General features: G+C 68.7%; 9 protein-coding genes. 2 read left to right on the forward strand and 7 right to left on the reverse strand.

All coding sequences use genetic code 11. The features are described 5' to 3' along the window. Window positions 1–45: 45 nt before the first annotated feature. The 4 genes from ACTWQR_RS34820 to ACTWQR_RS34835 form a co-directional block, all read right to left on the reverse strand. Window positions 46–927, reverse strand: a complete 882-nt coding sequence (locus ACTWQR_RS34820; protein WP_443231212.1) for a hypothetical protein — start codon at window positions 925–927, stop codon at window positions 46–48. A gap of 123 nt (window positions 928–1,050) precedes the next feature. Then, a complete protein-coding gene (locus tag ACTWQR_RS34825; protein ID WP_443231213.1) occupies window positions 1,051–2,232 on the reverse strand; it encodes an AAA family ATPase in 1,182 nt (393 codons plus the stop codon). Further along, on the reverse strand, window positions 2,225–3,532 hold the full coding sequence (locus tag ACTWQR_RS34830; protein WP_443231214.1) for a DUF262 domain-containing protein: 1,308 nt from the start codon (window positions 3,530–3,532) through the stop codon (window positions 2,225–2,227). The genes ACTWQR_RS34825 and ACTWQR_RS34830 overlap by 8 nt, the downstream gene beginning before the upstream one ends. A gap of 82 nt (window positions 3,533–3,614) precedes the next feature. Continuing rightward, the gene (locus ACTWQR_RS34835; RefSeq protein ID WP_443231215.1) at window positions 3,615–4,079 is read right to left on the reverse strand and encodes an ATP-binding protein; all 465 of its coding nucleotides are present in this window, start codon (window positions 4,077–4,079) and stop codon (window positions 3,615–3,617) included. A 159-nt stretch (window positions 4,080–4,238) separates the two neighbouring features. On the opposite strand from ACTWQR_RS34835, the gene ACTWQR_RS34840 reads away from it, so the two are divergent. Next, window positions 4,239–5,108 (forward strand): helix-turn-helix domain-containing protein, encoded by an 870-nt coding sequence (locus ACTWQR_RS34840; protein ID WP_443231216.1) that lies wholly within the window; start codon window positions 4,239–4,241, stop codon window positions 5,106–5,108. Next, window positions 5,105–5,350: a DUF397 domain-containing protein gene (locus ACTWQR_RS34845; protein ID WP_443231217.1), complete on the forward strand. Its 246-nt coding sequence runs from the start codon at window positions 5,105–5,107 to the stop codon at window positions 5,348–5,350. Before ACTWQR_RS34840 ends, ACTWQR_RS34845 begins: the two co-directional genes overlap by 4 nt. Before the next feature lie 57 nt (window positions 5,351–5,407). Here the strand turns inward: ACTWQR_RS34845 and ACTWQR_RS34850 are convergent, their stop codons facing one another. The 3 genes from ACTWQR_RS34850 to ACTWQR_RS34860 form a co-directional block, all read right to left on the reverse strand. After that, complete coding sequence (locus tag ACTWQR_RS34850) at window positions 5,408–10,936, reverse strand: class I SAM-dependent DNA methyltransferase (protein ID WP_443231218.1); 5,529 nt, start codon at window positions 10,934–10,936, stop codon at window positions 5,408–5,410. Between the two features lies 1 nt (window position 10,937). Continuing rightward, window positions 10,938–13,952: an SNF2-related protein gene (locus tag ACTWQR_RS34855; protein ID WP_443231219.1), complete on the reverse strand. Its 3,015-nt coding sequence runs from the start codon at window positions 13,950–13,952 to the stop codon at window positions 10,938–10,940. A 170-nt stretch (window positions 13,953–14,122) separates the two neighbouring features. Then, window positions 14,123–15,325: a serine/threonine-protein kinase gene (locus ACTWQR_RS34860; protein ID WP_443231220.1), complete on the reverse strand. Its 1,203-nt coding sequence runs from the start codon at window positions 15,323–15,325 to the stop codon at window positions 14,123–14,125. Window positions 15,326–15,494: the final 169 nt, after the last annotated feature.

Below are 15,494 nucleotides of genomic sequence, written 5' to 3' on the forward strand. Positions count from 1 at the left end.
GCCGGGCCCGCTCGTCCGGACTGCCGGTCTGCTCGTCCGGTCGCCTCAGACGCCGAGTTTGCGGCCGACGTGCGCGATGCGTACGGCCTTGTTCTCCGGCACGAGCCGGAAGTGCACCCGGCCGGGTCCCGGGGTGAAGCGGGCATGCGTGTCGAAGATCCGCGTCCGGCCGTCGAGGTCGGTGAACGCGCAGAGTTCCCGGGCGCGCTGTGCGCCCTCGCCTGTCACCCAGGAGTGCCACTGGGGCCCCTCGGGCTCGGTGTCCGGGTTCCAGGAGGAGACCGCCTGATCGAACTCGGCCAGCCGTTTCGCCACCGGGCGCACCCAGGCCTGCAGGAGGCCCCGGAGTTGTTCCTCGACCCCGGGGAGGAACTCCAGGTGGGGGAAGAGGGTCGCGCGCCGCTCCCACAGGTCGGCGCCATGGGCAACCGCGTCGAGGCCGCCCCTGCGGACCAGCTCGACCTGTTGCGCGATCCATCGCAGATGCTCGTCGACGTGCGTCCCGTTCGACGCGTGCCGAAGCTCCACGTCGCTGGTGTGCGACGTGAACCCACCGTCCTGTTCCTCGACCAGTTGCTCACGTTCCAGCGAGACCCGGTCGTCGCCCCAGCACGGCTCGACGGCTAACGACACACCGAGCCCGTCCATGAGGTGGGCCGCTCCGAGCCCTTCCACCGTCTCGCCCCGGTGCCGGTATTCGACGTCGTAGTAGCCCTCTCCCTCGGGGAAGACGACGCGGTGCGGCCACTTGCTCTGCATCTGGAGGAGCCGCCGCCAGGCGTCACGGTTCCTCGGGTTGCCGTGCCACTTGCCGATCGGATGCCCGGCGGCGATCTGGAGCCCGGTGATGGGGTCGTTGCTGACCAGTACGGTGCCCGGCCGGTCGACCCGGAGTACCGCGAGCACCGCCCGCGCCAGTTCCGTCATGGCCCGCTCCGCGTGTGCCGGATCGCATCCGGTCCCGCATGATCTCTCGTTCAGGAACAGCAGCGGCACGTATCCCCCTCCGTGTTGTCGTCCGCGCCCGTTGGCAGGCCCCCCGGCCGGTGCTCAGGCCAGCAGTTCGTCGAGCGTGTTCTCCAGCTCGTCGAAGAACCCCTCGGGCCACTGGTCGAGCAGCCCGTCACCGTCGATGCGGGGACTGGCCACCTCACTGCCCGTGGAACCGCCCCGGAAGTAGTGGAGTACGGCCTTGTCCGGCGCCAGCACCCCACGCTTGACGGCGAGCCGCACCCCGTTGAGTACGTGATCGCTGTGCGTCTCCACGACGAGCTGTGCCCCCTGTGCGGCCGCCGCCGACACGAGGGCGGCCATCCGGGTCTGGCCACGCGGGTGCAGATGCGCTTCGGGGTTCTCCAGGAGGACCAGGGAGCCGGGCGTGGCCGTCAGACAGGCCACGACGATCGGCAGGGCGTACGTGAGTCCGAAGCCGACGTTCGTGGGGCGCCGCCGGGTGCCGCGCGGACCGTCGAAGCCGTACGACAGGCGCACCGAGTCGGTGCCTTCGATGGTCTCGGCCTGGAGGTCCACGCCGGGGCACAACTCCCCCATCCACGCTGCCGCCTGGTCGAGCAGCCGGGCCGACTCCGCGCGCTCGTGGCGCAGCGGCCCTTCGGGGACCTCGTCCCTGGCGTGGTGGCGCAGGAAGTTGACGGTGTGCTCGCCGCGCACACCGAGGAAACCGCGCCCGATGGAGACGTGGTGGTCACGCGGGTAGAACTCGGCGGGCGAGATGCGGTCGGCGTGCAGGTACTGGAACCCGGCGGTGAAGTATCCGGGGACGACGGCGGCGGCGCCGGCCGGGGACTTCTCGGTCCCCTCGCTCGTCAGCGGGATGTCGACACGGGTCAGCGGCAGCAGGTTCTGTTCGGCGTCGTAGGCCACGGTCCAGGAGTAGCGGTACGCGCCTTCGCTCACGGCGAGGGTGATCTCCGGCTCGTCGCCCACGAAGTCCTCGTGCAGGACGTCGTGGCCGGTGCCGAGGGAGACGAGTTCGCCGTTGAGGAGGAAGCCGTTGTCCACGGCCATGACCTCGCCGGAGCCCACCTCTTCCACCAGATCCCGTACGTCGTCGAAGTCACCTGCGGTGTAGGACTGCTGGAGGAGACCGAGCGCCTGTAGGACGCTGCTCTTGCCGGAGGAGTTGAGGCCGGTCAGCAGGGTGAGGGGCCCGAGCGGCAGGTCCACGTGCTGGAACGCCTTGTAGTTCCTCAGCGTCAGCTGGTCAATCACTGCCCACTACCCCCTGGAAGAGCTCCGCCATCGCGGTGAACCTCTTGCGCACCTTCTTCGTGTCGCCGGTGGCGACGGAGATGGCCCGGTCGAAGTCCCAGTCCTTCATCAGCCCGAAGAACCCTTCGAGCACCCTGTCACTCGACGTTACCAGCGTCTCACGCGTGTGATCGTCCAGGATGGCGAGATTGACCGCGACCGTCTCGAACAGGGCTTTGTTGATGGGTGACTTGGCCCCCTTTCCACCCCTCCATTTCCGGAACGCGTGATCGCCGAAGATGTCCGAAGCACAGCGCATCGCCTTGCGGAACTCCAGGGCCAGCAGCTCCCGTTGCGCTTCGCTCAGCCGGTTGATGTGGTGCATGGAGGTGACGAGGAACTGGTCGAAGTCGCGCTGTGTGTGCTCGGCGGGGTTGCTCAGCCGGAATGCCAGGAAGCGCAGCACCATCTCCCGGTCGGCCATCCGCTCGTTGGACACGCTGTGCCCCGTGGCGTCTCCGAAGGCCGGGTCCTCGGCGAGGTCGGCGAGGTAGCCGCGCACCGGCCCGTCGACCAGGGCGTGCCGGATCTCCTGCGGCGTGAGCGGCAGCCCGCCGGTGTTGATCCGCGAGAACACGTTGAACTTCACGGCCTCCGGCGTGCCCTGCTGGATGATGTGCACCACCAGCTGGGTCTCGCGCAGTCTGATCTTCAACCGCCCGCTCAGGCCCTCGTACCCCTTGCCGTGGTGGTCACGCAGGTAGTCGAGGCCGCGCAGGGTCAGCGGCGGCATCTTCACCGCCTCCGGTGCCATGAACCGGGCGATGGCCGTGAGCCGCTGGATGCCGTCGACCACGGCCCAGTCGTCGTTCTCGTCCTGCGCCATGTGGAAGGACGAGATGGGGATGCGCAGCAGCAGCGATTCGATGAGCCGGCTCTGCTGTACGTCGGTCCAGATGCCGGCCCGGCGCTGGAAGTCGGGCGCGAGGTCGATCATGCCCTCCTTCAGCCGCGAGAGGAGCAGGTCGACGGTGGTCGACTGGGTCTCGATCTTGATGCTCTCGGGCCGGAAGGGCGCGGAGATCTCGTCGGGGTCCCGCGTGCTCGCGCCGGACTCGGTGCCCTCCTCGTCGGCGGGCTGCTCCAGTTCCACCCCGGTCGGCAGCCCGTCGCCACCGACCTCGACGGGGCCGTGCAGCGAGGGGAAGAGTCCGGGCTGGAGCAGTTCGGTGTCCTCCGGCGGGAACTCGTAGCGCCGGAAGCCGACGTCCCGCCCGCGCCCGGTCGCCCGACCACTGCCGCTGTCCTCAAGCCCTGCCATGACTCCCCGTCGCCTCCGCCGTCCGCCGTCACCGACCTTGATCCGTGGCCGGCTGCCAGTCTATGGACGGCGGGCGCGCCCGTCAGTGCGGCAGGTCCAGTTCGGCGCGGACCGTCTTGCCGACGGGCAGACGGTCGAGTACGGCCCACCGGTCGGCCAGCGCGTCGACGAGCAGCAGCCCCCGGCCGCCATCGGCGAGGGCTGCGGGGACCGGCGGGGCGGCCGGGGTGGTGATTCCGCCCGGCCCGGCGGGACGACGCTCCCCGCGCGGGTCCGAGACGTCGATCCGGAGGGTGTACGCGTCGAGACCGAGCCGCACCTCGAAGTCCCGGCCGGGAACACGACCATGGGTGACGGCGTTCGCGGCCAGCTCCGCGACGAGGAGTGCGGCGGTGTCCGAGACGTCGGAGCCGTACGGGATGCCCCAGGCGTTCAGCCGGTGCACGGCGAGGTGACGGGCGAGGCGGGCGCCGCGCGGAGTGGAGCTGAAACGCTGCGCGAACACACGTACGGTAACCGGCGCTGGCCGGGCGGGACTTGGCGTCATGGCCCCAAACTGGCCGCCCGCGTGCCCTTCCCGCCAGGTCAGCGACTCGTACTCTGCGTGAGAGTACGAGTACGGAGGGTGGACAGGGGTGGCAACTGACCGTAACCATGGCCCGGTTGGAAGTGGTTTGCGGGGCAGGCGTACGGGAGGAGTCCTCGCATGACGGACGGTGCGGGCGGGTCGGGCGGATCGGGTGGGTCGCCGGGCGGCGGCGAGCCGGAGGTGTCGGACAGTCTCAGGGCATTCGGCGAGGTCTTCAAGGCCTTCCGCAAACGCGCGGGCCTCACGCAGGAGGAGTTCGCCGAACTGGTCCCGTACTCGGTCCAGACGGTCGCCAAGATCGAGCAGGGCCGCCGCTTTCCGCAGCCGGACTTCGTGGAGCGGTCGGAGGAGATCCTGGACGCGTTCGGGACGCTACGGGGTGCGTCGCGGCATCTTTCTCGGCAGCCGGGGTTGGCTAGTTGGTTCCGGCAATGGGCGAAGTTCGAGGCGGAGGCGGTGAGCCTCAACACGTACGAATGCCGGGTGGTGCCGGGCCTGTTGCAGACGGAGGCGTACGCGCGAGCGGTGTCGTTCAGTGTCCCGCCACTGCCGAACGAGCAGGAGTTGACCGAGCGCATCGCGGCGCGGCTCGCCCGTCAGGATCTGCTGTCCACGAGCCGGAAACCGCCCACGGCGTTCAGCTTCATCGTGGAGCAGGCGGTACTTGAGCGGCACACGGGCGGGGAGGCGGTGACGCGGGAGCTGTTCGACCACCTGCTGGACGTGGTCGAACGGCACTGGAACGTGGAGTTCCAGCTGATGCCGCTACGGCAGCCGGTGCATGCGGGGTTGGATGGGCCGATGCGGCTGGCGGAGGGTCCGGACAATCGCTGGTTCGGCTACTCGGAAGGCCAGGAGAACGGTCGCCTCATCACTGACGCGAAAGAGATCAGCCGTCTTCACCAGCGCTATGCCAAGATGCGCTCACAGGCTCTGACCCCTGAGGACTCCCTGGGCCTGTTGAAGCGGATGCGAGGAGCGCTATGAACACGTCCAAACTGGCCTGGTTCAAGAGCAGTTACAGCGGCTCGCAGGGAGACGACTGCGTCGAGGTGGCGTTGGCCTGGCACAAGTCCAGCCACAGCAGCGGCAGCGACGGGGACTGCGTCGAAGTGGCCTCATGCCCTGACGCCGTCCACGTCCGGGACTCGAAGGTGCGGCAGGGCCCGCAATTCGCTGTCGCCGGGAAGACGTGGACGCACTTCCTCTCGTACGCGAGCCAAGACTGACGCTACTCCACCCATGAGCGCCCCGCCGGGAGTCAAGTCCCGTGCGGGGCGCTCTCGTTACGCCTGCTTCTCCCGCGCCTTTCGGAGCCTCTCGGTGAAGACGGCGTGCGCGGCCCGCATTTCCTTCTCACGGTTGGCTTTATAGAAGGGGGCGGTGTAGCCCGCTGGGGGGTCGGGGCGCTCGCCGTTGTTGTAGGCGAGGAACTGTTCGTAGTGCTCCTTCGCCTGGCCATGGCCGTGAGCGTAAGGGTCCTTGGCAAGTTGGCGACCACTCACGTCGAACCACATCTGCGATTCACGGTCCGCAAGAATCGCGTATCTGGCTTTGTGAATGGCAATCAACTCGTCGGCACTCATGCCAAGCCAAACCGCGACCAAGGCGTCGATCTCGACGAGTGCTGCACGCCTCTCGTACTCGGTACGCAAAGGTGTGGCGTACTCCCAGTGCGGCTTCAGGTGTCCAGCGAGCGGCGCCAGGTTGGGCCACTTTACGGCCCAGACCTCGCAGCCGGGCCAGGTCGTGTCGTAGAGCTCAGCCCAGAGGGGAGCGTAGGCGTCGGTTAGGCAGTTGAGACGCAGTGTGCGCAGGAGGAGGGGGGCAGCCAGAGGATGAGCAGGATCCGCATAGGGCATCTTTTGGGCTTCGGCAACCTGGAGATCCGAACGACCAGTGATGCGAAGCAAGTAGTCCACAGGCAGTGCGGCCCAAAGGCCTGAGTTGAGAGCCGTGGCGAGGTTGCTGGGCAACGCCATTGACTGCACGGTATGTACGTGCGCTGGCCCAGGCGCCACCAATGCTGCGAACAAGCTCCGCTCCGTGTTGAACGGAATCATGCGCCGCCAAGCCAGTCGATAGAACTTGGTGTACGGCTGAAACCACCACAACCGCTGCCGCAGAAGTTCCCGCTGTTCCTCATCAGGGAGCGCCAATTCTTCCTCGCTCAGAACATCGCCGCGTCCCTCCCACTGCTCCGCGCTGGGCTCCCACTCTCCACTCAACCGTGATCGGTCCAGCCAGCGGTCCTGGACATTCTCATAGCGCTTTAGCGAACAGGATTCGGGGCGTACGTAGTTGGATCGAGGCACCGCGTCGCCTGGCAGTTCCGTCAGGTCGAAGCTCGTCCAGTCGTGATTTCCCCGGCAAGGCACCTTCGGCTGCTTGCTCACCGGGGTGGCGATGCCAAAATGGGGTCCTTGAAGGATCAAATCGGACAGCGACCTGGGCTGCGAAGTATCCCAGCTGATAAAGCCGTCCTTTTTGCCGTTCGCCTCGTCATAGCCTCGCGTGATATGCGGATCATGCTGTCCTGTGCGGTCCCGCATCGCCGAGAGAGCAGCAATGGCCCCCTGCTCCTCAGCTGTCACCGGTTGCAACAACGCCGCTTCCCGCGCGGGAGTGGCAGTATCGCCAGACAACCGCTGCCATTCCGCGAGCATCGATTCATCTACCGTAATGACCCTATCCCGATGTGGACGAAGGTCCCAGCCGCCTCCATGCTTCATTCCCGGCACCTCTCCCTCTCCATCGTGATCGAGGGAAGACACGAGGGGTTCCACTCCGTACAAACGGCTCAGATTGTCGAATCTGATGACACTCTTGGGGGCTCCGTAGATGTGTACTCCAAATTCGGTGTTCCTGCTGGCTTCGAAGGCCCAGTTGCCAACGTTCACAAATCCAGCATGCAGCCGCAGTCGCTGATAGGTCGCGCCGCGAATACGCCCGTCCTTGGTCCCCCCGAGGTGGGTATCCGGATGCACAAGACCTGCGATCCCCTCTGTCCCCAGATTTCCCCAAGTCCGACACATGAAGGCGCGGTAGAGATCCGGCTGGGTCCCCCTGAGTACCGGATACGTCACCGGCGACGCAAGCCATTGCGCCATGGCCGCGTTCGATGCCAGCTCGCTGAGGAAATAGGGAGTCGCCCCTTCTGCTCCCAACACCTCATCCTTACGTTCTCGCCATGCCGTTACACCTGGCTTCTCGGCGAGTTTGAACCACGGCTCCAGTTCCGCCAAAACCGTGTCTTCCTCCCACCGGGGCCTCACCCAAGGCGGATTCCCCACCTGCAGATCAAACCCACCCCGCTCCCCCCGAAACACATGCGCGAAGTGCAGCTCCCAGTGGAAGAACCCGTGCCCGTCCTCCGCCTTTATGTCGCGCTCCGTCGTGCCGGCGATGTCCTCGACCACGTCCAGCCACGGGAACCGCTCGGCCAGCTTGAACGGGCTGTCCATGCCCAGGACGCCGTCCAGGCTGCGTTCGTACGTCTCCAGGAGCGGCAGCGCCTCGTCGACGGGGAGATCGTCCAGGCCGTCCAGGAACGAGGTGTTGCCCTCGGCGTCGCCCTCGGCGTCCCTCGTTCCGAGCGTCAGCTCCAGGAAGTCCAGCCAGTCGGCGAACGTCTTCAGCGGGATGACAGGGCGCCGCAGGTCCTCGACGATCTCGGCCTGTCGGCCGGTCGCGCGCCGCCCCTTGATCTTCAGGCCCTTGATCTCCAGGCCCTTGTCGCTCTCCGCACCAGCGGCGCCCAGCTCGTCCTGTTCACCGTCCGGGTCGTCGAAGAGTCCTGCGGCTCGCCAGGCGAGGTCACCCGGCGCGGGGCCGCTCGGGGCTGCGGCGGGCTCCGGGGCAGGTGCCGCCGGGGCGGGCGCCGCCCCCAACACCCCTCCCCCCGGCGCGTACTTCGCGTCCGTGCCGTCGATCAGCCCCACCTGGTCCAGCGGCCAGAACCACAGCGCGCACCACGCGTCCATGACCGTCTTCAGCCGCCAGTACGGGGTACCGGCCGCCGTCAGGTCGTCCAGGACGCGCTGCTTGTCGGCGGCCTCAGCCGCCGGCTCCAGCCAGTCCGCGCCCCAGACGTCGATCCGGCGTGACACCTTCCGCTCGGAGAGTTCGAGGCGCTTGGCAACCAGGCTCCACAGGAACTCCGCCCGGCGAGCCACCGCCTGCAACCGGCCCAGCTCGGTCTTGGCCGCCGCTTTGGCCCACCTGTCGTAACGCGCCTGCCGCTTGTCGTGGGGCTCGCCGTCCCGCTCCTCGAACGGCTTGCACTTGGGAGCCTTCTGCACACCCCGGCGCCACTGCCCGAGCGCCTTCGCTTCCTCCTCCGCCAGCTTCTTCGCCTCGGGCTCCCCCGCCACCGCGCCCCAGCCGAGCGCGGGGAGGAGGAAGTGGTGCACGGCACCTTCGGGCAAGTCGCCGTCGCGGAAAGGGAGTTCGGTGGGCGGCAGCGGGACCTTCTTCGACAGCCACTGGCCGTGCGGCAGTGCGTCCGCGCCGTACACCTTGCGGCCCGCGCCGATCAGGGAGTTGCCGCGCCTGAGGTGCAGGCCGAACCAGGGTGCGCGCATGCCGGGGTGCATGGAGTTCAGCCAGAGGGAGACCTCGGCCAGCTCCACGGCGGTGGCGTTCAGGTCGACACCGTACGCGTTGTGCAGGGCGATGTACGCCTTGGCCTTCTGGAGTTCGACGGGCCGGGCCTCCGGATCGACGCGGCGACCCAACTCCCTTTCCCTGCGCCGGAGATACTCCGCCGCCACTTGGTCGATCGCCTCGTTGAGGAACGCGCCCGAGCCGAGCGCGGGCTCGCAGATCTTCCAGCCGAGGAGTTCCTCGGCCGACGTGTCGGTGCCGTCCTGGTCGAGGCGGTGCTTGAGGGCGAGTTCGACGGTGACCTCGGTCAGGGACTTCGGTGTGTAGTACGAGGCGGACGTCTGACGGTCGCGCCCCGCCAGCCGGTACACGAACGAGCCCCTGGGGTGGACGACCCGCAGCGGGCGGCCGGTCTCCTCGTGGGGGCGCTCGACGAACACCTCGTCCGGGTAGTCCTGGACACGGCCGGCGGGGATCATCCAGCTGCCGCCGGACGCGTCACCACCCTTGGCCACCTCGTACAGGTCCTCGTCGGCGATGAAACCGGTGTAGGACATCAACCCCTCGTAGACCGCGCCGAGTTGGTTGATGCCGAGCTGGGCGTACGAGATGAACCCGCCGCGTTCGCGTCCCTTGCCCTTGGTCAGCATCAGGCGGCGCAGCACCTTGTGCAGGGTCTCGTTGCGCAGCCGGGTGTCCAGGAACTCGGGCCGGTCCGAGCCGTCCTCGTACGCCGGGTTCTCGACCTGGTCGGCCGAGATGAGACGTACCGCGTCACTCTTGAACAGGTCGGAACGCAGCGGCTCGAAGCGCAGGCCGACGTCGGCGCTGCGGGCGGCGGTCTTGCGTGCGCGGTCGGCCTCACGGATCCGTTCCGTGTACTCGTCCCGGGTGATGGCATCCGCGGCGAGCAGTTCGGCGGCCTCCCGCTCGGCCTCGGTGGCGGCTCGGTCGGCGGCCTGGGCCTCCAGGTCCTCGGGCTCGCTGCCGAACTCCCGGTGGCCCTTCTGGACCTGCTGGAAGAGCAGGTCGAGGGACTCGTACAGATGGAACCCGCCCCGGGACCGCTCGCCCACCAGGTCGCGGACGACGAGGTCGCCGAGGCGCTGAAGGCCGTAGCCCCGGGCGTACTCGGGATCGTCGGCCGGCAGGATCCCGAGCGTCGGCTGGGCCTCGGCGTACAGCAGGAACAGAATGCGGTAGAGGTAGCGCAGCGACTCGCGTCCGAGTTCCTTGGCGAGGCGCGCCGGTTCGTCGATCTGTTCCGGGGGGACGCCTTGGTCCCGCAGCCGGGCGAGGACCTCGTTGGCGATCCACTCGACGGACAGGCGCAGCCCCTCGCGCAGTTCGGTGGAGACACCGACCGCGTGCTTGCCGGACTTGTCGACGAAACCGGCCAGCGGCGCGGTGCCGCCCTCCTCGGGGACGCGCAGCGAGTCCGCGCCGAACAGCGCGGCCACCGTGTCGAGTTCACCGGCGTTGCGCACGTCGCGCCGGTTGAGCGCGGCATCCAGGCCGACGGCGAGGTAGCGGCCCTCGTGCCAGGCGAGACGGTCGGCTAGGACGACGACACCGCCGACCAGCATGAGGACGTAGCGCGGCGGCTCGTCGCACTCGAAGAGGAAGTCCGCCAGGGCCTTGGCGTCGGTCAGGCGTGCCGACGCCTCCAACGCCACCGGGTGCAGCAGGCGGCCCGCGCCGTCCGGGTCGAGGGCCGCGTCCGGCTCGTCGGTCCAGCCGCAGGAGACGGCGATCAGACCGGGCTCGGTGTGCAGGACCTGGACCGGGTAATCGTGGCCCGAGCGGTGGACCGTGGCGGTCTGCTCGTGGGCCTCGCCGAAGCCGAGCGCGTGCAGGGTGTCCAGGTGAAGCTCGGTGAGCCGCTTGGCCCAGTCGGCAGGAACGGGGGCGTCGGGTACGGCGAGGGCTTCCGCGTCCCGGGCGAAGTCGGCGCGGGAGGCGAAGTAGGCGCCGTGCAGGGCCCGCAGACCCTCGCGAGGGGTGCGGACACGCGGCGGAACGGTCGACGGGTCCAGCCCTTCCGACTTGGCCTCGGCGACAGCGGTGGCGTGGGCACGCCGCTCCCGCTCCTCGGTCTCGGCCCACCGGGCCAGGAGACCGTCCTTGGCCTTGAGGTCCTTGGGGAGGACTTCGGCGAGGTAGTGCGCCGAGAGGTAGTCACCGTGGTTGACCAGCGAGTCGTACGTCACGTCAGTTCTCCGCCGGGTCGAAGGCGTGGTCGGGGGTCCCGTGATCGGGGGCTTCGTCCGGGGTCTCGTACTGTCCGTCGTCCGCGCTCCCGTCCGGAGCGGGCCTGTCCAGGACGGCGAGGACCCGCAGCAGGGGAAGGCCGGTGGTGTTCAACTGGTCGAGGAGGTCGGCCTGGTCGCCCGCGGTCTTCTCGACCTGCCGCTTGCGCCGGGCACTCTCCCCGGACAGCGAGTCCAGGGACTCCTGACGCCAGTCGGCCAGCCGCTCACGGTAGGCGGCGAGCGGGCCGCTGATCTGGCGCGCCCAGTCGTCCTTGGACGTCTCCAGATGCTCGCGGGCCCGAGCCACCGCGGCGGGCACCAGCGACTGGAGGTGCGCGAGGTCACCTGGATCGCCGGTACGGGCGAGGTCCGGGCGGACTTTCGCCGCGCGCAGGGCGTCGGTCATCTCGCCCACGGGGGCTTCGGGGTCGGTGCTGACGGCCATCCACCGCACGACCGTGGGACGGCCGAGTGCGTTGGAGTAGATGCCCTGGATCAGGAAGGTGGGGTGCTCCACGTGCGGGGAGGTGATCACCGGCGCCTCCTGCCGCCCGAACTGCACCAGCACCTTGTCGGTGAGCCACTCCACGACCGGGTGGATGTCACTCAGATACGAGACCGTGGGCCAGATCGTGTCCGTCGCCTCGCGGGCCTCGGTCAGTTTGTCCTGGGCTAGGCCGCGGTCGAAGGAGAGGATCATCCGCTCGGCCACACCCTGTTCCTTGAGATAGGAGGGCGGCAGGGCCTTCAGACGGCGCAGCAGATCGGGGGCCATGTCCGGGGAGAGGGAGAAGTACGGGCGCTGCTTGGCGTCCTTGCTGCGGGACAGGCCGATGACGTCCTCGGCGTGGTCCTCGTACAGTTCCGCGAGCGCCGTGTCGACGAACGCCGCCGTGTCGCCGTCGAACAGCGAGGGGACCTCGGCGCGCTCCGGCAGCTCCTCCTCGGTGATGGTGTCGACCTGGCCGAACAGTCCCGCCAGGTCGGCGTCGTCCGCGGCGGGCGCGCCGGCGAGGAAGTCCTCGACCGTGCCGCCCTCCATCAACTCCCGGATGAGACGCCGCTCTTCCTCGTCGGCACGGTAGTAGCCGGTCTCCGCCTCCGCCGTGCCGCTCAGCTTGTGGGCCTCCTCCTCGCGGACGAGGAGCTTCTCGGCGACGGTCCTGTCGTCCTTGGCGCCCGGCTGTTCGGAGGTCAGGATCAGCGCCCGGAACTCCGGCTCGTGGCGCTGCCCGTACCGGTCGATGCGTCCGTTGCGCTGCTCGATGCGGATCAGCGACCAGGGAATGTCGTAGTGGATCAGGTGGTGGCACTGGCGGTGCAGGTTGACGCCCTCGGAGGCGACGTCACCGGCGAAGAGCAGTCGCACCGGAGCACCGGCGAGGCTGAACTCCTCACGGATCACGCGCTGTTGCTCCTCGACGATGCCGCCGTGCATGATGCGCACGGCCTCGTGGCCGCCGTCCTTGCCGGGGGTGAAGCCGAGGCGCTGGGGGACCTTCTCGGCCAGCCACTTGAGGGTTTCGACGCGCTCGGAGAAGACCACCGCGCGCGTGGCGCTGCCCGGTCCGACGCCGATCTGCTCCAACTGCTCGACGAGGGCGTCCAGTTTGGTGGAGTCCCCCCGTGCGCTGCCGTCGCCCATCGAGTCGACGAGGGTGCGCAGCCGGAGCAGGGCGGCCTGCTCGCCGTCGATCGCCGGATCCGGCCGCCTGCCGTCCTTCACCATCTTCCGCACCCGATCGCCGAGCGCGACAACGCGTCGGTCGACCATCTCTCCCAGCGCCTTGTGGGAGGAGAGGAACGTCTTGAGGACGTTGTACGCGAAGAGCGGGTCGGTGCTCACCGAGGCCCGCTCCTGGTCCGCCGTACCGAACTCGGTGCTGGTGGACGGCGTGGGCAGCCAGTACTCGGCGAGCTCCGCGAAGATCCGTTCCTCGGCCTCGTTGGCCGGACAGCGCAGCGAGCGGGTGGGGCCCCGGTCCGCCCACTCCTTGCCGATGCCGTTGCGGACCTCAGGGCTGATCTTCGTACGCCTGATGAAGAGGTGCCCGAGGTCCTTCGCCGGGTCGTAGTGGTCGCGGTCCACGATGGCGGCGGGGTCGAGCAACGAGACCAGGTCGGCGAAGGAGCGCTTGTCGCCGTTGTGCGGGGTCGCGCTGGCCAGGAGCAGGGCATCAGTACGCGGGGTGAGCGTCTCGGCCAGGGCCCGGCGCTGGCTGCCCTGGTTGATGAGGTTGTGGGACTCGTCGATGACGACCGCGTCCCACTGGATGCGCTCCAGGTGATGCCGGTACTGGCCGATGTTCTTGAGCGTGTCGACGGAGATGATGACGCGCTTGTAGTGGGTGAACGGATTGCGGCCCGCGGGGATCTCGCGCTGGATGCGCTGGATACCCAGCGAGTCGAGCCGCACCAGCGGAATCGAGAACCGCGTCCACAACTCGTGCTGGAACTGTTCCAGGACACTCTGCGGGGTCACGACGAGAATCCGCTCCCCGCGGCCCCGGCGGATCAACTCGGCGAGGGTGAGGCCTATTTCGAGGGTCTTGCCGAGGCCGACGACATCGGCGATCAGGATGCGGGGGCGGAGGTTGCGCATGGACAGGGCGAGTTCCGCGGGACGCTGCTGGTAGGGCAGCGGGTCGAGGAGAAAACGGTCGGCCAGGGCGAGCCCGCGTTCGGTCTGCGGCAGCGGCGTCTTGCGCAGGACCGCTTCGAGGAAGAGCCGCCCGCGCCGGAAGTAGGAGGAGGTGTCGGGTACCAGCCGCGTCTTCTCCGGTTCGAGAAGCTCGACCGTGTCGATGCCGGTGAAGAACACGGCCTCCTCGTCCCGGACGAACTCCGAAACACCGATGGCCTCGATACGGTCACCGTCGTGCTCGGTCCGGCGCGCGTTCCTGACCAGCCACTCCTCGTCCCGGACGAGGACCTGGGCCCCGGGTGGAAACCGATTCTGCCCCTGCTCTGTCACCCGTGGTCACTCCGTTGTCCATACCGGTTTTCGTATCGGTTTTCGTACCGGTGTCCATACCGGGAAAATGTGCTCTGCTCGGTCCGCCCCGAGTCTTTCACGAGGCGGATGCGGGGCATGAGGGAATCCCGGTGGCGAAGAGGCCTTCACCGGATGGGGTGGGCGGCTCCTCAGAAGCGGGCGTCGCTCGCGTACGCGGCCCTCAGCGCCTCGGCGATGCGCAGCGGCGCGGAGAACCGGACACCCGGACGGGCGGAACGGCTTCTCGCCGGCCTCTCCGACGGAGTGGGCGGAGCGGCGGGGGCGGCTTCGTCGAAGGGCGTATCGGCACCTGAGGTATCGTCCCCGTCCCCGTCCCACGAAACGTCCTCCTGCTCCTGGTCCTGCGGCGGCGCCTCGTCATCCTCTCGTACGGCGACGTCCACCACGGTCGGGGTGTAGGCGGTCCGGCTCTCCAGAAGCTCCGGGGGCTCGGGCGGCAGCGGCAGCTCGGGCAGGGCGGTTTCGGGGGTCAGCGCCGTGAGCCGGCGCTTGGCCCGGACCGCGGTCAGACCCTGGCCTGCGATGACCCGCACGAGCTGCTCGGTGACCTGGGTCAGCGTCGGCCGGTCGGCGAGGTCGAGGGCGAGCATCGCGGAGATCAGCGGTACCAGTTGGGGCGGCAGCCCGCTGAGGTCCGGCGGAACGGCCGGGTCCTCGATCCGGCGCGCGATCGCCTGCCAGCTGGTGCCGGTGTAGGGGTAGTGGCCGGTGGCCGCGTACAGCAGGACCGCGCCCAGGGCGTAGACGTCCGCGGCCGGATCGAGGTGCTGCCCGCCCTGGGTCTGCTCCGGCGACATGCACAACACGGAACCCACCACCACACCGGTCGCGGTCAGCGTCGAACGCCGCTCGGCCAGCACCGCCAGGCCGAAGTCGATCACCTTGGGGCCTGAGGGGGCGAGCAGGATGTTCTGCGGCTTGAGGTCACGGTGCAGCAACCCTGCCTCGTGCACGGTCCCGAGCCCCTCGGCGAGGAGCGCCCCGAGACTGGCGGTCTCCACGAGCGGCAGCGGCCCCCGCTCGGTGACGTGGGCCAGGAGATCGGGCCCGGGGACGAACTCGACGGCGAGCCAAGGGCGTTCCGCGTGGGCGTCCGCGGCGACGAAGGACGCGATGAACGGGCCGTACACCGTCCTGAGACTGTCCACTTCAAGCAGGAACCGGGCCCGGCTGTCCTCGTCGAGCACCGACGGCTTGATCACCTTCACGGCGACCAGCTGACCGGCCGGTGACTCCCCGAGATAGACCTGCCCCATGCCACCGGCGCCCAGCCGGCACGCGAGCCTGTACACACCGATGGTCCGCGGATCGTCGTCCCTCAAGGGCTCCACTGCTTGCGGGCCTCCCCCTGCGCTGTGTCTGTCCCTGTGCTGTGTCGGTCGGCTGATCCCCCGCCACCCGAGGCGTTCGCGAGCCCGGCCGACGCACCGGCAGTGTATGTGAGCGGCCACATACAGCTCCTGTACCCACCCCATGTCCAGCTTTCGCCGGTGGCCCTCG

Origin of the sequence: Streptomyces sp. 2A115 (genome assembly GCF_052245575.1) — a bacterium.
Classification (GTDB): Bacteria; Actinomycetota; Actinomycetes; order Streptomycetales; family Streptomycetaceae; genus Streptomyces.

Excerpts from the sequence above, each read along its gene's own strand:
- ACTWQR_RS34820 (WP_443231212.1), bottom strand. The coding sequence starts at position 927 with ATGACGGAACTGGCGCGGGCGGTGCTCGCGGTACTCCGGGTCGACCGG.
- ACTWQR_RS34830 (WP_443231214.1), bottom strand. The coding sequence starts at position 3,532 with ATGGCAGGGCTTGAGGACAGCGGCAGTGGTCGGGCGACCGGGCGCGGG.
- ACTWQR_RS34835 (WP_443231215.1), bottom strand. The coding sequence starts at position 4,079 with ATGACGCCAAGTCCCGCCCGGCCAGCGCCGGTTACCGTACGTGTGTTC.
- ACTWQR_RS34840 (WP_443231216.1), top strand. The coding sequence starts at position 4,239 with ATGACGGACGGTGCGGGCGGGTCGGGCGGATCGGGTGGGTCGCCGGGC.
- ACTWQR_RS34845 (WP_443231217.1), top strand. The coding sequence starts at position 5,105 with ATGAACACGTCCAAACTGGCCTGGTTCAAGAGCAGTTACAGCGGCTCG.